Here is a 21996-nt window from a genome sequence, read left to right as displayed (position 1 = left end):
GGGGCTGAACGGCCTTAGGCGGCCAACGCGGTCTCGTCGTCGGGCTGTTCGTGGAATTCGGCAATCACCTCGAGCAGCTTGGCGCTGTCCAGGTGGTCCTTGCTGTCGAGGGTGGCGATCATCCGCAGCCGTGTCTTGGCCTCGTCGATGCGGCGCAGGCGCAGCAGCACGATGCTCGCGGCCTTGAGGGCCAGCAGGTAGAAGCGCAGCAGGGCGAACCGGCGGTCGGCGGCTGCGGCGGCCACGCATTCCGGCGTCAGGTGCCGCCAGTCGGCAGGCAGGCCCAGGGTGGCGCCCGACACACTCATGGCCTGCTCGGCCACATGCAGCGCGTCTTCCATGCGGTGCTGATAGAAATAGAAGCGATAGAGGCCCACCAGCACGGTGAGATTGCGTGGCGCCAGCGCATAGGCGCTGAGCAACGCGGCTTCGGCGCCCGGCTCGCCATACTCGGCCGAGGCCTTGTCGAGCAGGGTTTCGGCCTCGGCGGGCAAGGCGTCCTCGAAGTAGAGGTTGCAGTCAGTGAAGTCGAGCAGATCCATTGTTGTCTCTCTCACACCGTGGCTTCGTCGTCGCGCGGATGCATCGACTCGGACTCACAGCACAGGTCGCCAGCCGAGCACACACGGCATTCGCCCTCGCGGTCGGCGGGGAGCGGCTCGTTGCGCAGCACGGCCAGTTCGGTTTCCAGGGTTTCGATGCGGTCGATCAGGCAGGCAATCGACTTGGCGACCGGATCGGGCATGAGGTGATGGTCCAGGTCGATGCCGCCGGCGGTGCGGCGTCCCGGGGCGGTGTTCACGATCCGGCCGGGGATGCCGACGATGGTTTTGTCGGCGGGCACGTCCTTGATGACCACGGAATTGGCGCCCACACGGCAGCGCTCGCCGATTTCGATCGGGCCGAGCACCTTGGCACCAGCGCCCACCACCACGCCATCCTTGAGCGTCGGGTGGCGCTTGCCCTTGTTCCAGGTGGTGCCGCCCAGCGTGACCCCGTGGTACAGGGTGACGTCGTCACCCACCTCGGCGGTTTCGCCCACGACGACACAGGCGCCGTGATCAATAAAGAATCGTCGCCCGATGGTCGCACCCGGGTGGATGTCCACATTGGTGAGCATGCGAGCGACGAAAGAGAGGAATCGTGCGGTGTAGCGCCAGCCGCCGCGCCAGAACCGGTGCGCGATGCGATGGGCGAGGATGGCGTGCAGCCCCGGATAGGTGGTCAGCACTTCGAAGGTCGAGCGCGCGGCCGGGTCGCGGTCGAACACGCAACGCAGATCTTCGCGCAGCAGGCCCCACAGGCCGGGGGGCTGCGCGTCGGGGGTGTCGGTGTTGATGGCGGTCATGGCGTTGGACATCTCATAACTCCTTCAGGCCTGCTGGCCTGCCGGGGTGGCCTCGTGAGCCAGCACCGGCAGGCGCGGCAGATGACGGGTGGCGCGCACCGAAGCGAGCAACTCGAGCAGATCGGTATCGTCCGGCGTGTGCTTGTGGCGGGAGACAAACTGGCGCACCAGTGGCAGCACCCGGTGCGATTCGTCGGCATCCACGCTCACACCCATTCGGTCGAACACCACCTGCACGGCGCGGGCGCCCGAGTGCTTGCCCAGCACGATGCGATGCGCCTGGCCGACCTCGGAGGGGTCAAAGCCCTGGTAGTTGTCCGGATTCTTGATGAGCCCATCCACATGGATGCCGGCCTCATGCGTGAAGGCGCCTGCGCCCACGATGCTCTTGTGCCAGGGCACGCTGCGGCCCGAAGCGGCGGCCACGGTGGCCGACAGGGCCGGGTAGGCGCGCAGTTCCACGCCGGTCTCGAGGCCGTGGAGCTTGCGCAGGCCGAGCACCACCTCTTCGAGCGGGGCGTTACCCGCGCGCTCCCCGAGGCCATTGACGGTGGTATTCACATGCGTCGCTCCGGCCTTGCAGGCCGCCAGCGTGTTGGCTGTGGCCAGACCCAGATCGTCGTGGGCGTGCATCTCGATTTCCAGATCGGTGCTGGCGCGCAGCCGGGCGATGCGCTCGTAGGTGCCGAAGGGCTCGAGAATGCCCAGGGTGTCGGCGAAGCGCAGGCGCCGCGCGCCGGCCTGCTGCGCCACCTCGGCCAGCCGGCAGAGAAAATCCATGTCCGCACGCGAAGCATCCTCACAGCCCAGGCCGACTTCCAGTCCGAGGGCGCGGGCCGTGGCGATCGTGCGTGGCAGGGTGGCCAGCAGCCAGTGGCGGTCCTTGCCCAGCTTGTGGGCCAGATGCTGGTCGGAGGCGGCCACCGAGATGTCCACCAGATCCACGCCCAGCCCCGCACAGGCGACGATGTCGTCTTCGCGCATGCGGCTCCACACCATCAGGCGGCTCGGCAGGCCCAGATCGGCCACGGCGCGGATGCTTTCGCATTCCTCGGCCCCCATGGCGGGAATGCCGACTTCCAACTCCGGCACGCCCACGGCGGCCAGCGCCCGGGCGATATCCAGTTTCTCGTCCAGCGAAAACGCCACTCCGGCGGACTGTTCGCCGTCGCGCAAGGTGGTGTCATTGACAACGATGTGGATGGATTGGGTCATGGCGTACTCCTTGGTCTAGCCGTAGCAAGGGTAGTGCCATGATTCAGAGCGTTGTTTTAATGGAAGAAATCGAATTCTTCAGGTGTCGTGTTTGCCCGGCTTGTCGTGAATGCGACAGGGCTGTTGTCGGGGTGGCTGAGGCAACCGCGTGAACAAGCGCTACCCGCGATGCAAAGAAGCATCGCGGGTTTGTTGCAAACGACGCCGGGACTCAGGCGTTTTTCATCTTGTGGATCATCTCGGCGGTCAGCGCCTGACCGCCGATGCCCCATTGCCCTTCGGGCACTTCCTCAACCTTCACCCAGGTCACTCCGCGCATGGCTTCGCCTTCAATGGCGACCATGGTGTCGGTGAGCTTGGCAATCATGTCGGCCTTCTCGGCCGGGGTGAACACGTTTTCGATCAGATGAACGGTGATGAGCGGCATGGTGTTTCTCCTGAAAATCAGTTGTTTGGTGTGATTCAGTTTGGCTGGTGCTGGTCAGGCGTTCTTCATCTTGTGGATCATCTCGGCGGTCAGGGCCTGACCGCCGATGCCCCATTGCCCTTCGGGCACTTCCTCGACCTTCACCCAGGTCACCCCGCGCATGGCTTCGCCTTCGATGGCAACCATGGTGTCGGTGAGCTTGGCGATCATGTCGGCCTTCTCGGCCGGGGTGAACACGTTTTCGATCAGATGAACGGTGATGAGCGGCATGGTGTTTCTCCTTGAAATCAGTCATTTGGTTCGGGTGTCAGGTGCGTCTGACCTGATGACTGAAGTCTAGGGATCGGCCGCCGGCCGAAATACTGCGAAAGCCGTAGCAAAGCACTACACTTTCCGGAGTTGCGCACTACACTTTGACAAGAGCGTTAACGACAAACAGGCGCCAAAGCCGCGCCCCGCCTGGCATTGAGCGTGATGCCGGGTCATGCCACCATCAGCGAGGTGTCACATGGAATACGGTCAGTTCTGCCCCGTGGCCAAGACAATGGAATTGCTTGGCGAAAAGTGGACCCTGCTCATCCTGCGCGAAATGCACATGGGCGCCACCCGCTTCAACGAAATGCAACGGGGGCTGACCTTCATCTCCCCCACCATCCTGACCAAGCGGCTGAATGATCTGGCGGATGCGGAAATCATCCTGCGCAAGAAGATGCCGGGGCAGCGGGGCTACGAATACTTTCTCACCCAGGCCGGCAAGGAAACGCTCCCCCTGCTCCAGTCATTCGGCACTTGGGGCATGCGCTGGGCGCGGGGCGACATCCGCGACAGCGATCTGGATGTGGAGTTGCTCATGCTCTACCTCCAGCGCAGCGTCGTGACCGATAACCTGCCCGGCGATCAGTCGGTCATCCGCTTCAAGTTCACCGACCTACCCAAGCTCTCTGACTGGTGGCTGCTGGTGAAAGGCTGCAATGTGGATATCTGTCTCGAAGACCCGGGCAAGGAGGTGGACGTCTACTTCACCACCGACCTGCGCACCATGGTCGCGTGCTGGATGGGGGATGAGAGCTACCGCGGCGCCATCGTGGACAAGCGCCTCAAGCTGGTCGGGCCGTCGGCGCTGACGCGTAATGTGCAGCACTGGTTGTCGGACAGCGTGTTTGCGGGGATTCGGCCGGCGCGGGAGATCGAGGCTGTGGCCTAATTGTGGGGCTGATTGCCAAACCGGCCAAAAGCGGCGATCAGTCGATGAGCTGAGCTGGCTGAAGACGATACCCGAACGACCAGTTCTCCCGCGCGACCTCCACGAGGTTGATGTAGATGTTTTGCGGGTCCAGGTGAACCGTTGCAACCAGCGAATCGCTCAGTTCGGCAAAGAACTGGTTTTTGAGCTCCGCGGATCTGCCGAGATTCAGCGTGATCTGGATGAATACGATTCTGTCTAAGCGTTCTGGCGGACACTCGCCCGGTGCATGCAGGATGGAGCCCTCCGGATAGCGCTGGCAGACGATGAAGTTCTCAGATGGGGGAACGCCAAGCACCGTCTGCATCGTCCTATGTACGACTTCGCTGACGGATTGGCCGAATTGCTCGGATTGATGTTGGGAGAAATCGATGCGGACGATTGCCAAGAAAGCCTCTTCTGAGATTCATCGTGCCTTGGCGACCTGAATGGAAACCAAGCTTGAAAAGGCTTCAGAATATGCCATAAGAGTTTTGTTTGCGCACGCTGAAAGCTCGCGAAAGGCGTGAATTAGCTTTCGACGTCAAATTCGACTTCCTGAAGGACACGACCGGCGGTATCGAAACTCAGGCGCCGCCCTTCGTTGTCCACATTAACAATCTCCGCCAGGCTCAACCGACCCGCCTCGTCGTATTCATAGCGATGCGACAGTTCAAGTTCCCCATATACCCGCTTGTGAATCAGCGTGATGCGGCCGGCGTCGTCCACGCACACGCCGAACCAGGTATTGCGGTTTTCGGTGGCGGCCTGGTCGATGGGGCTGACCATCCTGAGTGGCAAGGCAACGCCGGTGTAGCTCAGGTAGAACTGGTCGTAGGTCATGTGTTCACCGCGTACGGGGTGTGCAGCCACTTGCGCACCACCGCCACGTCTTTCTCGGGCAGGTAGGCGTAGTCACCCAGGTTGTCTTCGACCACGGTCTGGGCGACCCAGTAGGGGACGGCGTGGGTGGCGAGCATGTGGAAGTACCAGGCCATGGGGTAGCCGACGGCGCGGTCGAACTGCTGGAGGGCGGTGGACAGGGCGGTGCCGTTCATTGACCCTTCGGCCTCGAACTCGGGCGGTTCGCCCTCGACGGCGGCCATGGGACGGGCGTTGAGGACCGGCTGGCCGAAGCGGTCCTGGTGTTCGCGGGTGGCGATGACCCACTGGTTGGCAAAGCGGGTGGCGCTGTCGGCGCTGGAGTCACTCCAGTCGTTGAGAAATCGCTGCATGGGTGTGGCGTCGGTCTTGCCTTGCTGCATGCGCTCGACGAAGGCGCCCAGATGCTGCAAGCGTCTCAGACGATAGAAGGGCAGGCCCACCGGGGTGAGGTTGGGGGTGAGGTCGTCCGGCGCGACCAGCTCTTCGAGGGTGTGGGCGTCGTTCTCGAACAGGCGGTGGGCGCGCATTTCCTGCAGTTCTTCGATCTCCAGTTGCAGGAAGTCGTCCGCCGTTTCACCGGCGGGGGCGACAAAGTAGTGCGTCTTGCCCACCAGGCGGGTGGCGTAGAGGCGTTTGTCGCCGTACTGGTCGAGCAATTCCTCGGCCAGGGCGCCGGCGTCCTGATCGACGGCGTCCAGGCGTTCTTCGGCCCAGGCTTCGATGTCGTCGGCCACGCGTTCGCCGTCGGCAAAGACGATGCCGCCGAGCCGATACCAGCCGCCATGGCACAGGGCGTGGCGGAACTTCCATTCCGGCAGGGCGGCACCGATGGCCTTGGTCAGGGCGGTGCTGCCCTGAGTGGCCGGTACCTGCGAACAGGCCATGACGATGGCGGGGGCGAGGCTCTTGCAGTACTCGGACCAGGCCTGGGGCGTTTTCATGGGGGTCTCCGGATCAGGCAGCACCGTGCTGCAGACGAACGCGCACCGCCTCGCGCACGTCGGGTTCGGGGTCGTCCTGATGGGCTTCGAGGGCCTCGAGGGAGGCGTTCTCGACCGCGGCGAGGCGCACCCACCATTCGGCGTCGTCGAGCAGGCGGTCTGCCAACGGTGGCAGCGCGCGCTCGGCCACAACGGCGCGAACTTCGGGGGCTTCGTCGTCAGCCACGCATTCCAGGGCGAACGGCGGCAGCCGGCTGGCGACGATCTTGCGCACTTCGCGCTCGTGGTCGGTGGCCATCCGGCTCAGAAACTTGTGGGGCAGGCGCCGCGCCACCGTGGCGCGGATGATGTAGTCCGGGTCGTGCATCATGCGCGGCAGCAGCTCGGTGGGCAAACGCATGGCGACCGACTGGCGCACTTCCCGATCGGGGTCGCCAATCATGTCCTTCAGTTGGTCTTCGGGGAGCTTGAGCACCACGTTGCGGCGGACCACTTCATCCGGGTCGCGCTTGAGATGTTCGATGGACTCCAGCGGCGAGTAGCGGGCCGCAATGGCGCGGCGCTCCCAGAAGATGTCGTTGACGAACTTGACGGCTTCGTCGCGATTGAAGCGCATGAAGCGATCGATCTGCCGCCCCGAGTGGGCGCGCACGCAGATGTCGCCGGGCACGCAGCGCCCGTCGCTCAGGAAGGTGTCGGCATAGGCACACCCCTCGCACAGTCCCGCGTCCGCGGTTCTGTCCGTGTGTGCGGGGCCGGCGTGGGGCTCACCACTCATGGCCGCTGCGGTCAGTCGTCCTCATCCTCGGCCCCATCGTACTTCTCAGCCAGCAGGATGCCGGTGGCCATCTCGGGGTCGTTGGTCATGGACAGGCAATGACCATCGGCGCCGGCGATGTAATAGAGGTAGTGCTTGCCGGCGTCGATGGCCGGGCGGTAGTTCGGCGACACGTCGTCGTCCGAGCACTCGGTGAAGTGCAGGGCGGGAAACTGCTCGCGCAGGGCGGCGATGTCGGCCTTGGCGCGAGCCGCTTCGGCCACGGCGTTGAGCTGTTCGGTGGTGATCATGCGTGTTCCTCCTCCTCGATGGCCGCTTCGAAGCGCGCCAGGGAGGCGGAGGGAACGCCCATGATCTGGGCCAGCCAGGGCGGTGGGCTGTCGAGGCGCGCCTGCAGTTGCTTGAGTACTTCGCGGGCCGGGCCGCCGGTGGGCAGCTTGACCGGGTGCACGTCGGCGCGCACCACCTTGGCGGCGGCGGGGCCGCCGATCGACTGCACGTAGAGGATCTGGCAATCGTTGATGAGCGCGGAGCGGGCGGCGTTCTTGTCGTCGGCCTCGTTGGTTTCCGCGGTGCTGCGCACCTCGACCAGACGGATTTCGTCCTTGGCCACCTGGTAGATCAGGAAGCGGTCGCAGGAGCCGAAGTGGCCGTCGAGGTTTTCACCCCGATTCGCGGCCACGGCCACACGCAACGAGCCGGGCATGTCGCCGTCGGCGTAGGCTTCGATGCTTGGAAACACGTCGGACTCAACCCCCTCGCCCTGCAGCAGGCGCACGGCCTCCTTGAGCTGTTCCTCGCTGGCGCCGACTTTGCAGCCTTCATCGGCGAATTCACCGGCGAGCAGTTCGCACAGATCGTCCGAGGTGATGCCGGCGAGCTTGGCTTCGGTGATGGGGGCACCAAGGCGCTCGGTCAGTGCGGCGACGAAGGCAGGGACATCGAGTCCGTCGAGGGCGCGGGCGGCCAGGGCCAGGCGCAGGGCGGCCTCACGGGAGGCAATGGGCGTCTTGGACATGGTGAGGCTCCTGAGTTTTGGGTTTTGAGCGCACAGCGTGCTCAGCGAAGCATCGACATCGGTGCTTGGATCAGCAAACTGGAGGTGGAACCGCCGACCAGGAGGGCAGCCGACGGTTCCGGGTGCAAGTTTTACTGACTGACAGGCCCGCTCAGAGCGGGCTGATACAGCCGGAAGGACACACGTCCACACACAGGGGCGAGTCTGCGTCGCCATCGCACTCGGTACAGGTCGAGGCGTCGATGGTGTAGAAGATCTTGCCTTTCTGGATCGACTTGGTCGGGCAGACCGGACGGCAGTCGTCACACGCGGTGCACATGTCGGGATCAATCGTCATAGCCATGGTGATTTCTCCTAAAGGTTGAACATCGGGGCCGGACAACGGTGTCCGGCCATGAGATGTCGGGCTTCAGTCCTCGGCCACGCTGAGGCGTTTGGCGCGAAGGGAGATCGGCAGGCGCGGCGGACGGGCAATCGGGTCGATGTAGTAAGACCCGCCGTTATCCAGCTTGAGCTCGCCACCCCATTTTTCGTCCTCGTCGAACTCGATGGACTCGATCGAGGCTTCCAGATCCCGCTTGGGGAGGTAGAAGACCAGACCGCCCTCGTCGTTCTTGCGGATCATGATGTTTGCCATGCTTACGCTCCTTGTGGCGTAGGTGGCCGCCACGTGCGGGCGCGGAGCGGTGGGTTACGCTCCGCTAACCCACCCTACGATTCCCTAGGGAGGTAGGGTGGGTTAGGCCGCCCGCGGCGGCCGTAACCCACCGTTTACCGAACCAGATCGAAGTTGTAGTCGGTGGTCCCCATGCCGATCGTTTCCTTGTCGAGTTGCTCAAGGACAGCGTTGGTCAGCGTGGTGACAACCTGGATCACACCTTCGTAGCCCATGGTGGTCTGGCGATGCAGGTGGTGACGATCGAAGAGCGGGAAGCCCAGACGGATCAGCGGCACTTCGAACTCTTCACCCTTGTGGCGGGTGTCACGCTGGATGTACTTGCCGTACGAGTTGCCGATCAGGAAATCGGGCTTGTCGGTGAAGCACAGGCTGCGCAGGTGCCACAGGTCCTTGCCGATATGCACGGTGGCGTTCTGGCCGAAGGGGCTCTCTTCGAGCATCTTGGTCAGGGCCTTGCCGAAACGCTTGTTGGCGTTATGAACCAGCACGTGGGTCGGCTCGGCGCCGCACTCGAGCAGGATCTTGACCATGCCGCGCACGAAGTCCGGATCGCCGTAGAGGGCGAACTTCTTGCCATGCAGCCAGGCGTGGCTGTCGGCCATCACATCCACCGCACGACCGCGCTCGATCTCGAGGGACTCGGGGATCGGCTTGCCGGTGATCTTGCTCACTTCCATCAGGAACGCGTCGGTCCAGTCGATACCCATCGGGATCTCGAGCTTGGGCACTTCGTGGTTCCAGGTGTTTTCAACGAATTTCTTCGTCTTTTCGAGCTGGGCCGGCTGCAGCAGCAGGGTATTGTAGGCGTTCGGGGCGTCCTTGATCTCGTCGATGGTGGTGCCGCCGGAGTACATGCGGAATTCGCCGTCAGACGGGGTGTCGAACACTTCGGACGGATCGGACAGCATGGTGTAATCCACGCCCATCTCGGTGAGCATGCGCTTGACCACACGGTAGTTGCCCAGGTAGGTCTCGAAGCCAGCGACCAGGTTCACCTTGCCGTTGGAACCGACCACCTTGCCTTCCATGTTGTTCAGCGTGAAGGAACGCAGGATGCCTTCTTCCATGTTGTCCCAGCCGGTCGTGTGCGAGCCGACGAAGGACGGGGTGTGGGCGAAGGGCACCGGGTATTCCTGGGGAATGTGACCTTCCTTCTTGCTGTTGTTGATGAAGGCGTTCAGGTCATCACCGATCACCTCGGCCATGCAGGTGGTGGAAACAGCGATCATGTCCGGCTGGTACATGGCCTTGGCGTTGGCCAGGCCGTCGAACATGTTCTTCTGCCCACCGAACACCGCTGCATCTTCCGTCATCGAGTCGGACACGCAGGAGCACGGCTCCTTGAAGTGACGGTTGAAGTAGGTGCGGAAGTAGGCCACGCAACCCTGGGAGCCATGAACATACGGCAGGGTCTTGTGGAAGCCCGAGGCACACAGCACGGCGCCCAGCGGCTGGCAGGCCTTGGCCGGATCGACGGTCAGCGCTTCACGCTGGAAGTTGAGATCCTGGTACTCCTGGGTCGTGGTCCACATGAAGGTGTCCCAGATCTTTTCCTTGGAGTGGTTCTCTTCGAAAACCTGTTGCTTGTTGCCGAGGGACTCTTTGTAGTCGTCGTCGCGGAACAGCGGATAGCACGGCTTGATCTTGTCTGCGGTTTGCATTGCGTTTCTCCACGCCCCTGCTGCTCATCTGCAGACAGGGGCACAAGAATTAAATGATGTGTGCGTTGTTACGCGACCTTCTGGAGCTCGTCCGGGGCAGCGGCCTTCTTCCAGGGCGGGACCATGTTGTCCCAGATCGGGTTCGACAGAGCGATGTCCATGTCGCGGGCAAAGATGGCGAAACCGTCGTAGCCGTGGTACGGGCCGGAGTAGTCCCAGGAGTGCATCTGGCGGAGCGGAATGCCCATCTTCTGGAAGATGTACTTCTCCTTGATGCCGGAGCCGACCATGTCGGGCTTGAGCGCTTTGACGAACTCTTCGAGCTCGAAGCCGGTGACGTCGTCGTACAGCAGGGTGGCGTCACCCATCTCCTTGATGGTGCGGTCGTAATCGTCGTTGTGGGCGAATTCGTAGCCCGTGCCGATCACTTCCATACCGAGGTCTTCGTACGCACCGATCACGTGACGCGGGCGCAGACCGCCGACGTACAGCATGACTTTCTTGCCTTCCAGCCGCGGGCGGTACTTGGCGATGACTTCGTCCATCATCGGCTGGTACTTGGCGATCACCTGTTCGCACTTCTCCTTGATGGAGTCGTCGAAGAAGGCGGCAATGCGGCGCAGGGATTCGATGATCTTGGTCGGGCCGAAGAAGTTGTATTCCATGTAGGGAATGCCGTACTTCTCTTCCATGTGGCGGCTGATGTAGTTCATCGAGCGGTAGCAGTGCAGCAGGTTCAGCTTCACTTTCGGCGTGTTCATCATTTCAGCGATGGTGCCGTCGCCGGACCACTGGGCAACCACGCGCAGGCCCATTTCCTCGAGGAGGATACGGGAGGCCCAGGCATCGCCACCGATGTTGTAGTCGCCGATGATGGCCACGTCGTAGGGGGTGGAGTCATAGTCCTGACCATCACGCTTGTCGAGCACCCAGTCACGGATGGCATCGTTGGCGATGTGGTGGCCGAGGGACTGCGACACTCCGCGGAAGCCTTCGCAGCGCACCGGCACAACCGGCTTGTCGATGGTGGCGGAAGCCTTCTTGGAGACGGCTTCGATGTCGTCACCGATCAGACCGATCGGGCACTCGGACTGCACGGAGATACCCTTGTGCAGCGGGAACAGCAGTTCGATCTCTTCGATCAGCTTGGCGAGTTTCTTGTCGCCGCCGAAGACGATGTCCTTCTCCTGGAAGTCGGAGGTGAAGTTCATCGTGCCGAAGGTATCGACGCCGGTAGTGCCGACGTAGTAGTTACGACGACCGGCGCGGGAGTACTGACCGCAACCGACGGGGCCGTGGGAGATGTGGATCATGTCCTTGATCGGACCCCACACCACACCCTTGGAACCGGCATAGGCACAGCCGCGGATGGTCATCACGCCCGGCAGCGACTTGCGGTTGGACGTAATGCACTTCTTGGATTGCTCAACTTCGTGATCGTTGACCGCCAGGTGCTTCTTGCGGTCCTTCTTGGCTTTTTCGGGATAAACCTCGAGCACCTCGGCGATGAGGGCTTCGGTTTCGTCACGGGTCAGTACAGCCATTTCATTTCTCCTTCGACATCTGCGCCAATCCGCGCAAGACATCAAAAAAACGTGACTTCAATCTGAACCCGACGGGGCGTCATGCCCCGTCAGGCGGGGGCAATCAGCCAGCGGCCAGCTCTTCAGCGGTCTTGCCGACGATGGACTCGTCTTCCGCTTCCATGATGCCGAACTCCATCAGCAGCTCTTCGAGCTCTTCCATCTCGATCGGGGTCGGGATGACGAAGTTGGTGTTCTGGTCGATCTTGCGGGCAAGCGCACGGTACTCGTCGGCCTGCTTGTGCTTCGGGTCATACTCGATGACCGTCATGCGGCGGATCTCGGCGTGCTGCACAGCGTTGTCACGCGGCACGAAGTGGATCATGGTGGTGCCCAGGCGCTCGGCCAGAGCCATGATCAGTTCGTCTTCGCGGTCGGTGTTGCGGCTGTTGCAGATCAGGCCGGCCAGACGCACGCCACCGGAGTTGGCGTACTTCACGATGCCCTTGGAGATGTTGTTGGCCGCATACATGGCCATCATCTCGCCGGAGCAGACGATGTAGATTTCCTGAGCCTTGTTCTCGCGGATGGGCATGGCGAAACCACCACACACCACGTCGCCGAGCACGTCGTAGAACACGAAGTCCAGGTCTTCGTCGTAGGCGCCTTCTTCTTCCAGGAAGTTGATGGCGGTGATGACGCCGCGGCCGGCGCAGCCCACGCCAGGCTCCGGACCACCGGACTCAACGCACTTGGTGCCGCCGAAACCGACGGAGAGCACGTCTTCGAGTTCGAGGTCTTCCACCGAACCGGCTTCAGCAGCCAGGTGCATCACGGTGGTTTGAGCCTTGGAGTGGAGGATGAGTCGGGTCGAGTCGGCCTTGGGGTCGCAGCCCACGATCATCACCTTCTTGCCGGATTCGGCCAGCGCAGCCACGAGGTTCTGGGTGGTGGTGGACTTGCCGATACCGCCCTTACCGTAGATGGCACATTGACGCAATTTAGCCATGGTGTAATCTCCTTAATCTGTCAGTCGGTTTGCGAGGATTGTTGAGAGTCGCGCCTCTTCCTCTGCACAACGCGTGCCAGGCCGGCTGGCAGCCTCTAAGGGTTTGTAAACACAATGGATTCTGATCGGACCGACAAGGCTGTTGCGTCGGCGACATGCGACAATAACCCCACGACTTGTCGGGGTAACGACAAATCCCCGACGGCTGACGCATCCACCCTGCCCGCCTACGCACGCCTGCCCATCAATCGCTGCAACCTGCCGGCGGTCATCCTCGGCGGCATCACCTTCCAGCGCTACCCGACCCCGATCCACATCGACGGCATTCGCGAGCTGCATCGCGACCTGTTCCGCCGTCTGGAGGCCCAGCCCGATGTGGCGGCACGTGTGGACGTGTTTCGGGACTACCTGACGGTGCGTTTCTGTCTGGAAGAACTCGAAGCGGCCGGCTACACCGGCGGGGCCAGACAGAAGAAGCGCGCCCGCGCCAACTGGGAGCGGCTCATCCGCGGCTGGAGTTTCAATTCGGACAACCGCGAGGGGGCGGTGCTCAAGGCCTGGGTGGAATCCCGGTTCGGGCTGGTGCCGCGTTTTCACGGGGAATCGCTGCGTGACCCCTCATCGCCGGCCTGGTATCGCTATCAGGAAGACCGCAGCCGCGGTCTCTACGGCACCAACGCCCTCGAAGCCCAGCTCGATCTGCTCTACACCTGGTGCCAATATGAACTGACGGTCCGCCACCGGGCGGTGCGCCACATCACGCTCTACCGGGGGGTCAATCGCATCGGCGACCACGAGGTTCTGGGCGAGACCGAGCACGGTAACCCGATCATCCTGCTCAACAACCTCAGCTCCTTCACCGCCAGCCGCGACCGCGCTGGCGAGTTCGGCGACTACATCCTGTGCGCCGACATCCCCATGGAGAAGATCCTCTACCACTACGGACTGATGCCCGACCGGCTGCAGGGCGAGGGTGAGTTTCTCGTGATCGGCGGCGTTGTGGAGGTCAATCTGTCCACGTGAGTGGCGTCCCGCACCGGTCAGGCGCCATCGGTTGTGCTGCCATCGGTATCGGGTGTTCAGCCCTGCACCGGGGGCAGGGTGCGGACATCGGGGCGTGCAATCCGCAGCCGAAAGCGCCGTGATCCGTCTCACGCAGTGGTATCACACCTTGTGATTGACCAGAGAATGCTGTTGGCATAGTCTTCACGCCTATGACATCGAACCGCCCCCGTCGCCGCATCCTGCGCTGGTACATCCTCGGCGGCCCCCTGTTCGGAGCGCTGCTGATGACGGTCGGCTTCATCCTGTTCATCGTGCTGCCCGACCTCATCCACGACCCGGACAACCAGTTTGGCCATGACCGTTGGGGCGAATTCGGCGGCGCCATCGCGCTGATCCTGATGTTCGCGTATCCCGTGGGCCTGCTGCCAGCCACTGCTGCCGGTCTCTGCCACCGCTACCTGCGAGGACGGCTCGGTCAGGCGCGCCCCCGGTTGATCGGCCTTGTCTGTGCAGCCGGCGCTGTCGGCTCGGTCCTGCAGGCGGCGGTGTTCGGTCACCTGCCACGGCTGGAGCTGCTCGTTGCCATCACGACGGCCGCCATTCTTGCTTTCTGGTTGAGCCGTACCGACCACAACCTCAATTGCCAAGGGTCTCCATGATCTCGCTATCCCGCTCGCTCCTCATGACTGCATTCTTCGTCGTTCCCGCGACTGCCCAAACGCAGTCCTCGGCCCTGCCGCCGTTGCCGCTCCAGGTGAAGAGCAAGGTGCAGGAGATGATCCGCGCGTGCCAGGCGGTGGGTGCTCAGCCTGATCGATCGCCGGAGCTGATCCATACCGCCGATCTGACCAATGACGGGATCGATGACTTCGTGGTGAATGAGGGCGGCTTCGTCTGCAAGGGGGCCGCGTCGCTGTTTTCGGGTTCGGGCGGCAGTCAGGCAACGGTGTTTGTCAGCCGAGGAGATGGTCAGGCGAGCGACGTCTTTAGTGCGGGACATGGCGGCGTGCAGATCGATCGAAGCACCACGCCGGCAACGGCACTGTTGATGGTCGGGGGGCCCTTGTGCGGGCAAAAAAAGGCGGTCTCGCGAGCCGAGGCAACTTTCTGCTGGCGTCCGCTCCTCTGGAATGCGAAAACCCGCACCATGGACTTCGCGCCGGTCGCGCAGATCCGTCCCGTCAGGTAAGGCCAGGTGCCGGGGCCCCTGGGCACCACGGCACATGCCCGATGAGATTCCGGCGCATGGCAACGGCATTGCCATGCAAGCCCTTGTAGAATCGCTGGAGATTTCCATCGAGGGAGCCCCATGTCTTGCGGCCCGGATTTCAGTGCGCTTGAGCCACTGACCTATCACACCAGGGTGGTGGATTATCTGCGCACCCATGAACCGGAGGTCTGGCGCTGGGCAAGCGAGCGCACGCTGGGCTCCGAACAGCTCGAATCCCTGCGCGCAGAGCTGTTGCGCGACACCTACCGGATCGACGCGCAGGCGCACGGGGACGTGCATGCCGCGCTGGCAACCGCCATGCAGCGCCTCGGTCTGGCGGGGACGGCCACACTGTACCAGTCCTCCGGGCTGGAAATGAACGCCTCGCTGGTCTTTGTGCCCGGCGAGATCCACATGGTGCTGCAAGGCCCCTTGCTCGAGCGCCTGTCACCCGAAGAACTGCTGGCGGTGTTCGGCCATGAACTGGCGCATCACCTGTTGTGGTCCCGCGACGACGGGCAGTTCCTCGTCGCCGACCGCATCCTGCACGACGCGATATCGGCACAGGGTTCGAGCGATAGCCACCGGGAGACCTACCGACGCTACAGCCTGCATACCGAGGTCTTCGCCGATCGCGGTAGTGCCATCGCAGCCGGTGCGCTCGAGCCTGCGATCACCACCCTGGTCAAGGTGGTGACCGGCATCGGCACGGTGGACGCGGCGGCCTACCTGCGCCAGGCCGAGGAGATCGAATCCACCGAGCAGGGCGCGAGCACCGGGTATTCGCATCCGGAGACATTCATCCGCTCGCGGGCGCTGGCCCTGTGGTGGGCGCGCGACGAGGGCCTGGAGGCCTGGCTGCGCAAGCGGCTCGTCGGCGCGCTGGACCTCGATCAGCTGGATCTGCCGGATCAGGCCCGCCTGCAGACACTCACCCGCGGGTTTCTCGCCCACTACCTCACGGACACGAGCTGCGTGAGTGACGCCGTCATGGCGCAGGTGCGTGGCCTCTTTCCCGACTGGGGCGAGGATGAGCAAGGCGTCGACCTCGCGAGCTTCACGCCTGATCTCGTGAGCGACAGCGTGTATCGCTATCTCAATGCACTCATGGTCGACCTGGCACTGGCGGACCCGGAGCTGCGCGATCCGGGACTGCTGCGGGCCGGCCGGATGGCCGGGGCGCTGGGCAGTTTCGACGCGCTCCAGGTGAACCTCCAGCGCGATGCCGGATTCAACAAACGGCAGTTGGACCGCTACAAACGCCAGCTGGCCAATGAGGTGAGCGCATGAGCATGCCGATCATGCCGGATGAAAACACCGGTGCGCTGCGCACGCTGATCGAAGCGCAGGCCGGCGCTGGCCTGTCGACCGACGACGTGCTGGTCCTGATGCTGCCGTTGTTCGAGCAGGTCGCCGCCTTGCATGCGCAGGGACGGGTCGCGGCGCTGGGTGATCTCGATCTGGTCTTTGCCGACAGTGGCGCCCTCGCGCTGCGCCGCCCGGAAGGCGAGGCCCCGACGATGAATATCGAGGCCATCCGGCGCGTTCAGCCGCAAACCGCCTCGGGCTTGAACATCGTCGGCGCCTTGCGCATCGATCCCGACCAGAGCGGCCAGCGCAACGTGTCGGACCAGGCGATCCAGACGGAGGCCGCCGAGTCCGTGGATCGACCGGTCTATCTGCCCGGGCCGGCCTCCTGGGAGATGCGCCTCGGCCATCACGACGAAATCACCGACGTCTTCCTGCTCGGCATGGCGCTGGCCGCGCTTGCCTGCGGGCTTGATTTCGCCTCGGATGAGGACCTGCGCCGGTTCGTGCTGCTCAGGCGCGATCTGTTCAGGATCAATTCCCGCCTGCACCCGGTGGTGGCGGCCGTCATCGTGGAGATGACCCACATCAACCGCCACGACCGGGCCACCGATGTGGCCAGCCTGGCGACGCGGCTGCGCACCTGGCGCGACCAGCCCATCGGTGTGGACGTTGATCGGGCGCTCGAGGGCACGACCGGCCTCGAGTCGCGCCGAACGGCGGTGCTCGGGCATCTGCGCGACCGGCTCTTCGACATCTCGCGGCGCAACCGCCTGCTCTATTACAAGGCCACCGCGGCCAGCGTCAATCTGACCGTTGCCAGCGTGCCCCTGATGTTGCAGGTTGACCGGGTGCGCGCAGAAGAGATCTGCACCTGGGGTGGCCCCTTCGCGAAGGAGCTGCTGTCGGGCAATGCGGTCTCGCTGCAGCGCTGGCTGCGTTTCGACGACCAGCCCTACCTGCCTTCGGCGCTCGATCGCCTGATCTCCGAATCGCGTCGGGACCGCGCCGAGTATGGCTTCAGCAATCTGCGCGTGGTGGTGGCGTTTCTGCGCTGGCACAACCTGAAGGAAAGCCCGGACGAACGCATCCTCACGCCGCTGCTGTGGCTGCCGGTGAGTCTGGTCAAGCGCAAGGGGGTGCGCGATCAGTACGTCATCCAGAGCGAAAGCGCCGAGGCCGAGTTCAATCCGGTCCTGCGCCATCACCTGGATCAGCTTTACGGGATCGATCTGCCCGAGACGGCGGACCTGAGCACGACCTCCATCGCCTCGATCCATGCCGATCTGCTGGCACAGATTCGCCGCACCGAGCCGTCCGTCGAACTGCGTTGTATCGAGAAGGCGTCGATCCGGCTGGTCCGCCAGAAGGCGCTGCAGCGCATGCAGCGCTTTGTGCGGCGGCGTGCGTCCAGTCGCGCCCAGCGTCGCGGCGCCGAAGCGGGCCTGCCGCCCTACAGCTACGCCCGGGACGACTATCGACCGCTCGGTCAGGCGCTGTTCGAACACCGGGTTCGCCCCAGCCCGCTGCCCCAGCGATTCGAAGCCGGCGCGCCGCCCGCCCGTCAGCTGCGGCGACCCCGGATGGTCGAGGCCGAAGCGGGGGTGCGCGAGGGATTCATTCTTGAGGAATCGGAGGGTCATCGCTACGCCTGGGATCTCGATCTCACCCAGGTGACCCTGGCCAACTTCAACTACCGCAAGATGTCGCTGGTCCAGGACTATCGGCAGCTGATCGAAGAGCCCACCGACAACCCTGCCTTCGACCGGGTGTTTTCGGTCGATCCGCGTGAGATCGAATCCGATTCGCCACCGCCGCTCCCACCGATGGAGCAATGGAATGTGGTGGCCTCGGACGCCACCCAGAACGCGGCCGTGAGTCTCGCCCGCAGCGGGCGCAGCTTCATCATTCAAGGGCCGCCCGGGACGGGCAAGTCCCAGACCATCACCAACCTGATTGCCGACTACGCAGGCCGTGGCAAACGCGTGCTGTTCGTGTGCGAGAAGCGCGCCGCGCTCGATGTGGTGCATCACCGCCTGAAGCAGAGCGGTCTCGACCCCTTGTGTTGTCTGATTCACGACTCGCAGGCCGACAAGAAAGCCTTCATCGCCGACCTCAAGCAGTGCTATGAAGCATGGACTTCGGCGCGCGAGCAGAGTGAGGCCCTGCAGTCACGCCGTCAGGCGCTCGTCGATCTGGTGTCTGCCCATCAGGGACGCATCGACGCCTTCGAGTCGGCATTCGCGGGCCAGCAGGCGCCGCTCGATGGCACCGTCCGCGCCCTGCTGCGGCGTATCGCCGTGTCCGCCGCGGTGCCTCACGCCGATGCCCTTCAGCGTGAACAGCTGCCCAGCCTCGCCACCTGGGATGCCCACCGGTCGCTGGCGGAGCGTCTCCATCGCTTCGTCCAGGAGCGTTTCGGCATGCGTGGTTTCGCCGCGCATCCGCTGGCCCGCCTGGCGCGGGACGTGGTGCTGGACGAGCACCCCGTCGCCCGCATCGAGGCGGTGTGCACGCAGATCGAGGCTCAGTTCGATCGTCTGGGCGCCGTGCTCGACGACGATGCCGGGCTGATCGGCCCCGAGCATGCCCTTGACGAGGCGCTCGCCATCGCGACCGAGAGCGCGCAGCTGGTGCAGACCGGTCTGGCGGCGCATCTGGACGTGCTCGACAGTGGTTCGAGCGGCTTTGCCGCGCTCCAGTCGCTTCGCCAGGAGCTTGCCGCGCGCGCCGAAGAAGTCGCCACGGCCCAATCACAGACCGGGCACTGGCAGGACAAACTCGACAGCGGCGATACCCGGTCGGCTCTCGACCTGGCCCGGCGGCTCGAGCCTTCCCTGCTGCGCTGGATTCAGCCCGCCTGGTGGCGCCTGCGCGGTGAAATGAAGCGTCGATACGATTTTTCCCGTCATGCGGTGCGTCCGGACTACGTCCGGGTGCTCGAGACGCTCGCCGCCGAACACGCGGCCATCGAAGCGCAGGACGCCCTGGCGGCGGAAAGCGCACGGCGCTACGGCGTGGCCGATGTGCAGGCCTTTGTCGACACCGCCGCCGAACTGGTCGATCAACTCGGTCACCAGGGGGCGCCCCGCCGGCTTGTCGATGGCTTGCGCCAGACACCCGACCCGGTCGCCGCTGCCCGCGTCGCCAGCGCCAGCCTCGACGCGCTCGAGACGCTGGCCCGGACGGTCGCGGAGGCGCTCAGTCTCCGCGCGGGGGGCACCTTGCAGGAGATTGACGAGCTCGGTCGCGACCTGCGCGAAGTGCTCGACGATGTGCCCGACATGCTGCCCTTGCTGCGTGCGGTGCATGAGACCGACCCGGCCTTCGTGGCCACGGTCCAGACGCTGGAGGCGGCGCCCGACGTGCTCGATGCGCTGATCCTGGATGAAAACCTCAAGCGCATGGAGCGAAGCCATCCGGTCCTGGCGCAGTTCGGTGGTGCTGCCCTCGCCCAGTCCGCCAGGGCCATCGCTCAGGCCCAGAGCGAGATGAACCGACTCAACGCCGAGGTGGTCCTGGCCACACAGCACCGCAAGTTCGCGGACCATGTGCGCGTCTCCATGCTCTCGGCCGCCCAGCTGGACGAAGACGACAAGCAGTTCAAGAAGCGCTATGCCGCCGGCCGGCGAGAGCTCGAACGCGAGTTCGGCAAAAGCATGCGTTACCGGTCGATTCGCGATCTGAGCGACGCCGAGACCGGCGATGTCGTCAACGACTTGAAGCCCATCTGGCTCATGAGCCCGCTGTCGGTGTCCGATACCTTGCCCCTGTCGCCCGACCTGTTCGACGTGGTGATCTTCGACGAGGCCAGCCAGATTCCGATGGAAGAGGCCGTGCCGGCGCTCAGTCGCGCCTGCCAGGTGGTGGTGGTGGGCGATGAAATGCAGCTGCCGCCCACGAGCTTCTTTTCCAGCAGTTCGAATGACGGTGAGGACGAAGTGCTGGTGGATGAGGACGGCGAGCGCATTGCCATCAATCTCGATGCCGACAGCCTGCTCAATCAGGCGGCGCGCAATCTGCCGGCCACCCTGCTCGCGTGGCACTACCGCAGCCGGCATGAATCGCTGATCAGTTTCTCCAACGCGGCGTTCTACGATGGCCGCCTGGTCACGATTCCGGACCGCACGATCGAGCAGCTCAACGACGAGGTGCCGGTGCTGCGCTCCGACCAGGACGATGCCGGCGTGATCGGGGCCGACGAGCTGCTTGAACGGCCGATCAGTTTCCATCTGCTTGCCGACGGGGTGTATGAAGATCGCTGCAACACCCCGGAAGCGCGTTTCATCGCCTGCACCGTGCGAGAACTGCTCTGGCGCGAGACGGGCCACAGCATCGGTATCGTCGCCTTCTCCGAAGCCCAGCAGGGAGCCATCGAGTCGGCGCTCGACGAACTGGCCGCCGAAGACGAAACATTCGCGATACGCCTGGAGCAGGAATACGTGCGCGAGGACGACGGCCAGTTCAATGGACTGTTCGTCAAGAACCTGGAAAACGTCCAGGGGGACGAGCGCGACATCATCCTCCTGAGCATCTGTTACGCACCGGGCCCCAACGGCAAGATGCTGATGAACTTCGGTCCGATCAACCAGCGGGGCGGCGAGAAGCGCCTGAACGTGATCTTCAGCCGCGCCCGCCACCGGATGGGCGTGGTCACCACCATCCAGGCCGAAGCGATCACCAATGTGCATAACGACGGGGCGGCGGCCCTGCGCGGCTTCCTGCAGTTTGCCCAGGCCAGCGCGACCGGCCAGTTCGAACGGGCCCAATCGGTGCTCGGCACCTTTGGCCAGGGCGCACGCAGCGCCTTCAGTCAGGACGTCCCCCCCGACGCCATCCGCGACGCCATGGCGGCGGCCTTGCGTGCACGCGGACACCGGGTCGAAATCAATGTGGGGCGTTCGGGCTTTCGTTGCGATCTGGCAATTGTCGACGCGGACCGCGCCGGCTACCGGCTGGCGATCCTGCTCGACACACCCGACGCGTCGGTCATGGACGCGACCGAGCGCTATGTCTTCCGCCCGGCGATCCTCCGGAGTTTCGGCTGGAACGTGCTCGATATTCCCGGTGCCGACTGGCTCCGGGATGCCGAGGGGGTCATCGACCGTATCGAGCGTCTGCTGGCCACCAGCGAGGATCCGGCGCTCCAGGTGCAGCTGGACCACGGTCACACAGCCCCCATGGTTCATGAACCGGCTGCCGTTGCGGCGTTTGCACCGGCATCCGCTCCGGAAGCGGCGGAAGACGAGCCGGCGATCGAACGCAAACTGGTGTGCGAGCAGGGTAGCGCTCGCAAGTTCTGGCATGTCCGGGTGACCGGAACGGATCTGTCCGTCTCCTATGGACGCATCGGCACCAGCGGTCGAACCCTGCTGAAGGCCTTCGACACGCACGAGCGGGCGCGCCGCGAGATGGACAAGCTGGTCGCCGAGAAGCTGCGCAAGGACTACGTAGACGCGTTGCCGGACGGGGCCGGACCGGGCTGACCGCTCCGGGGCAGCGGGGTTGTGGCCCCCGGCGCGGCGCTCACCATCGATCATTGCGCCGGCTGTCGCGAAGGCGGAACGGCAGGTCGGGACGTGCCGCATCTCGACGCGCTTTGCCAGTCAGCGGGTGTGGCGAGCGCGCGCGGCATTTCCGGGCCTCGGGAGGGCTCAGCCAATCGGCTTACTGCGATGCAGCATAAGTGGCTGTTGCATATGGATGTTTGTCGATCTAGTATATAAGCAAATGCTTATTTAATTGAGTCGTCAGAGACCGCGTGCGT

The 21996-nt window shown here is 64.0% G+C and carries 22 protein-coding genes; 6 read left to right on the top strand and 16 right to left on the bottom strand.

Translation table 11 applies throughout. The annotated features are described in order from the left end of the window. Positions 1–14 precede the first annotated feature (14 nt). The 5 genes from J0W34_RS21140 to J0W34_RS21120 all read right to left on the bottom strand — a co-directional run bounded on the left by J0W34_RS21140 (position 15) and on the right by J0W34_RS21120 (position 3260). Complete coding sequence (locus J0W34_RS21140; RefSeq protein WP_230970101.1) at positions 15–542, bottom strand: hypothetical protein; 528 nt, start codon at positions 540–542, stop codon at positions 15–17. 11 nt (positions 543–553) lie between these two features. Beyond that, positions 554–1360: a serine O-acetyltransferase gene (gene cysE / locus J0W34_RS21135; protein ID WP_227817514.1), complete on the bottom strand. Its 807-nt coding sequence runs from the start codon at positions 1358–1360 to the stop codon at positions 554–556. Positions 1361–1372: 12 nt separating this feature from the next. Then, positions 1373–2563 carry a homocitrate synthase gene (gene nifV / locus J0W34_RS21130; protein ID WP_230970100.1) on the bottom strand — a complete coding sequence of 397 codons (1191 nt, stop codon included), beginning with the start codon at positions 2561–2563 and terminating at the stop codon, positions 1373–1375. A gap of 211 nt (positions 2564–2774) precedes the next feature. Then, positions 2775–2990 carry a tautomerase family protein gene (locus tag J0W34_RS21125; protein WP_227817516.1) on the bottom strand — a complete coding sequence of 72 codons (216 nt, stop codon included), beginning with the start codon at positions 2988–2990 and terminating at the stop codon, positions 2775–2777. A 54-nt stretch (positions 2991–3044) separates the two neighbouring features. Continuing rightward, positions 3045–3260 carry a tautomerase family protein gene (locus J0W34_RS21120; protein ID WP_227817516.1) on the bottom strand — a complete coding sequence of 72 codons (216 nt, stop codon included), beginning with the start codon at positions 3258–3260 and terminating at the stop codon, positions 3045–3047. Between the two features lie 238 nt (positions 3261–3498). Here J0W34_RS21120 and J0W34_RS21115 point away from each other — a divergent pair, with 238 nt between their 5' ends. Then, positions 3499–4194, top strand: a complete 696-nt coding sequence (locus J0W34_RS21115) for a winged helix-turn-helix transcriptional regulator (protein WP_227817517.1) — start codon at positions 3499–3501, stop codon at positions 4192–4194. Positions 4195–4231: 37 nt separating this feature from the next. Here J0W34_RS21115 and J0W34_RS21110 read toward each other — a convergent pair whose 3' ends face one another. From J0W34_RS21110 to nifH, 11 genes are all read right to left on the bottom strand, one after another. Continuing rightward, positions 4232–4621 (bottom strand): tautomerase family protein, encoded by a 390-nt coding sequence (locus tag J0W34_RS21110; RefSeq protein WP_230970099.1) that lies wholly within the window; start codon positions 4619–4621, stop codon positions 4232–4234. 122 nt (positions 4622–4743) lie between these two features. After that, the gene (locus J0W34_RS21105; protein ID WP_230970098.1) at positions 4744–5055 is read right to left on the bottom strand and encodes a DUF6156 family protein; all 312 of its coding nucleotides are present in this window, start codon (positions 5053–5055) and stop codon (positions 4744–4746) included. Further along, positions 5052–6038, bottom strand: coding sequence for a hypothetical protein (locus J0W34_RS21100; protein ID WP_230970097.1), 987 nt, complete (start codon positions 6036–6038; stop codon positions 5052–5054). Before J0W34_RS21100 ends, J0W34_RS21105 begins: the two co-directional genes overlap by 4 nt. 13 nt (positions 6039–6051) lie before the next feature. Continuing rightward, positions 6052–6816, bottom strand: a complete 765-nt coding sequence (locus J0W34_RS21095; protein ID WP_227817520.1) for a 4Fe4S-binding leucine-rich repeat protein — start codon at positions 6814–6816, stop codon at positions 6052–6054. An 11-nt stretch (positions 6817–6827) separates the two neighbouring features. Further along, entirely contained in the window at positions 6828–7106 is a 279-nt protein-coding gene (locus J0W34_RS21090) for a DUF6129 family protein (RefSeq protein WP_230970096.1), read from the bottom strand. Next, positions 7103–7834, bottom strand: a complete 732-nt coding sequence (locus J0W34_RS21085) for a dinitrogenase iron-molybdenum cofactor biosynthesis protein (RefSeq protein ID WP_230970095.1) — start codon at positions 7832–7834, stop codon at positions 7103–7105. Before J0W34_RS21085 ends, J0W34_RS21090 begins: the two co-directional genes overlap by 4 nt. A 151-nt stretch (positions 7835–7985) precedes the next feature. Further along, complete coding sequence (locus tag J0W34_RS21080; RefSeq protein WP_227817523.1) at positions 7986–8177, bottom strand: 4Fe-4S binding protein; 192 nt, start codon at positions 8175–8177, stop codon at positions 7986–7988. Between the two features lie 66 nt (positions 8178–8243). Beyond that, positions 8244–8471, bottom strand: a complete 228-nt coding sequence (gene nifT / locus J0W34_RS21075) for a putative nitrogen fixation protein NifT (protein WP_227817524.1) — start codon at positions 8469–8471, stop codon at positions 8244–8246. 134 nt (positions 8472–8605) lie between these two features. Next, positions 8606–10174 carry a nitrogenase molybdenum-iron protein subunit beta gene (nifK, locus tag J0W34_RS21070; RefSeq protein ID WP_230970094.1) on the bottom strand — a complete coding sequence of 523 codons (1569 nt, stop codon included), beginning with the start codon at positions 10172–10174 and terminating at the stop codon, positions 8606–8608. Between the two features lie 68 nt (positions 10175–10242). Further along, the gene (gene nifD / locus J0W34_RS21065) at positions 10243–11718 is read right to left on the bottom strand and encodes a nitrogenase molybdenum-iron protein alpha chain (RefSeq protein ID WP_227817526.1); all 1476 of its coding nucleotides are present in this window, start codon (positions 11716–11718) and stop codon (positions 10243–10245) included. Positions 11719–11821: 103 nt separating this feature from the next. After that, entirely contained in the window at positions 11822–12706 is an 885-nt protein-coding gene (gene nifH, locus J0W34_RS21060) for a nitrogenase iron protein (protein WP_227817527.1), read from the bottom strand. 114 nt (positions 12707–12820) lie between these two features. Here nifH and J0W34_RS21055 point away from each other — a divergent pair, with 114 nt between their 5' ends. The 5 genes from J0W34_RS21055 to J0W34_RS21035 all read left to right on the top strand — a co-directional run bounded on the left by J0W34_RS21055 (position 12821) and on the right by J0W34_RS21035 (position 21715). Beyond that, the gene (locus J0W34_RS21055; RefSeq protein WP_230970093.1) at positions 12821–13729 is read left to right on the top strand and encodes an NAD(+)--dinitrogen-reductase ADP-D-ribosyltransferase; all 909 of its coding nucleotides are present in this window, start codon (positions 12821–12823) and stop codon (positions 13727–13729) included. A gap of 191 nt (positions 13730–13920) precedes the next feature. Next, on the top strand, positions 13921–14370 hold the full coding sequence (locus J0W34_RS21050; RefSeq protein ID WP_227817529.1) for a hypothetical protein: 450 nt from the start codon (positions 13921–13923) through the stop codon (positions 14368–14370). Then, complete coding sequence (locus J0W34_RS21045; protein WP_230970092.1) at positions 14367–14900, top strand: hypothetical protein; 534 nt, start codon at positions 14367–14369, stop codon at positions 14898–14900. Before J0W34_RS21050 ends, J0W34_RS21045 begins: the two co-directional genes overlap by 4 nt. Before the next feature lie 120 nt (positions 14901–15020). Further along, complete coding sequence (locus J0W34_RS21040; protein WP_230970091.1) at positions 15021–16211, top strand: M48 family metalloprotease; 1191 nt, start codon at positions 15021–15023, stop codon at positions 16209–16211. Then, positions 16208–21715 (top strand): AAA domain-containing protein, encoded by a 5508-nt coding sequence (locus tag J0W34_RS21035; protein ID WP_230970090.1) that lies wholly within the window; start codon positions 16208–16210, stop codon positions 21713–21715. Before J0W34_RS21040 ends, J0W34_RS21035 begins: the two co-directional genes overlap by 4 nt. Positions 21716–21996 lie beyond the last annotated feature (281 nt).

Origin of the sequence: Nitrogeniibacter aestuarii (assembly GCF_017309585.1) — a bacterium.
In the GTDB taxonomy this organism is placed as follows: domain Bacteria; phylum Pseudomonadota; class Gammaproteobacteria; order Burkholderiales; family Rhodocyclaceae; genus Nitrogeniibacter; species Nitrogeniibacter aestuarii.
This window is presented reverse-complemented; position numbering and strand designations above follow the sequence as displayed.

Excerpts from the sequence above, each read along its gene's own strand:
- J0W34_RS21140 (WP_230970101.1), bottom strand. The coding sequence starts at position 542 with ATGGATCTGCTCGACTTCACTGACTGCAACCTCTACTTCGAGGACGCC.
- cysE (WP_227817514.1), bottom strand. The coding sequence starts at position 1,360 with ATGTCCAACGCCATGACCGCCATCAACACCGACACCCCCGACGCGCAG.
- nifV (WP_230970100.1), bottom strand. The coding sequence starts at position 2,563 with ATGACCCAATCCATCCACATCGTTGTCAATGACACCACCTTGCGCGAC.
- J0W34_RS21125 (WP_227817516.1), bottom strand. The coding sequence starts at position 2,990 with ATGCCGCTCATCACCGTTCATCTGATCGAAAACGTGTTCACCCCGGCC.
- J0W34_RS21120 (WP_227817516.1), bottom strand. The coding sequence starts at position 3,260 with ATGCCGCTCATCACCGTTCATCTGATCGAAAACGTGTTCACCCCGGCC.
- J0W34_RS21115 (WP_227817517.1), top strand. The coding sequence starts at position 3,499 with ATGGAATACGGTCAGTTCTGCCCCGTGGCCAAGACAATGGAATTGCTT.
- J0W34_RS21105 (WP_230970098.1), bottom strand. The coding sequence starts at position 5,055 with ATGACCTACGACCAGTTCTACCTGAGCTACACCGGCGTTGCCTTGCCA.
- J0W34_RS21100 (WP_230970097.1), bottom strand. The coding sequence starts at position 6,038 with ATGAAAACGCCCCAGGCCTGGTCCGAGTACTGCAAGAGCCTCGCCCCC.
- J0W34_RS21095 (WP_227817520.1), bottom strand. The coding sequence starts at position 6,816 with ATGAGTGGTGAGCCCCACGCCGGCCCCGCACACACGGACAGAACCGCG.
- J0W34_RS21090 (WP_230970096.1), bottom strand. The coding sequence starts at position 7,106 with ATGATCACCACCGAACAGCTCAACGCCGTGGCCGAAGCGGCTCGCGCC.
- J0W34_RS21085 (WP_230970095.1), bottom strand. The coding sequence starts at position 7,834 with ATGTCCAAGACGCCCATTGCCTCCCGTGAGGCCGCCCTGCGCCTGGCC.
- J0W34_RS21080 (WP_227817523.1), bottom strand. The coding sequence starts at position 8,177 with ATGGCTATGACGATTGATCCCGACATGTGCACCGCGTGTGACGACTGC.
- nifT (WP_227817524.1), bottom strand. The coding sequence starts at position 8,471 with ATGGCAAACATCATGATCCGCAAGAACGACGAGGGCGGTCTGGTCTTC.
- nifK (WP_230970094.1), bottom strand. The coding sequence starts at position 10,174 with ATGCAAACCGCAGACAAGATCAAGCCGTGCTATCCGCTGTTCCGCGAC.
- nifD (WP_227817526.1), bottom strand. The coding sequence starts at position 11,718 with ATGGCTGTACTGACCCGTGACGAAACCGAAGCCCTCATCGCCGAGGTG.
- nifH (WP_227817527.1), bottom strand. The coding sequence starts at position 12,706 with ATGGCTAAATTGCGTCAATGTGCCATCTACGGTAAGGGCGGTATCGGC.
- J0W34_RS21055 (WP_230970093.1), top strand. The coding sequence starts at position 12,821 with ATGGATTCTGATCGGACCGACAAGGCTGTTGCGTCGGCGACATGCGAC.
- J0W34_RS21050 (WP_227817529.1), top strand. The coding sequence starts at position 13,921 with ATGACATCGAACCGCCCCCGTCGCCGCATCCTGCGCTGGTACATCCTC.
- J0W34_RS21045 (WP_230970092.1), top strand. The coding sequence starts at position 14,367 with ATGATCTCGCTATCCCGCTCGCTCCTCATGACTGCATTCTTCGTCGTT.
- J0W34_RS21040 (WP_230970091.1), top strand. The coding sequence starts at position 15,021 with ATGTCTTGCGGCCCGGATTTCAGTGCGCTTGAGCCACTGACCTATCAC.
- J0W34_RS21035 (WP_230970090.1), top strand. The coding sequence starts at position 16,208 with ATGAGCATGCCGATCATGCCGGATGAAAACACCGGTGCGCTGCGCACG.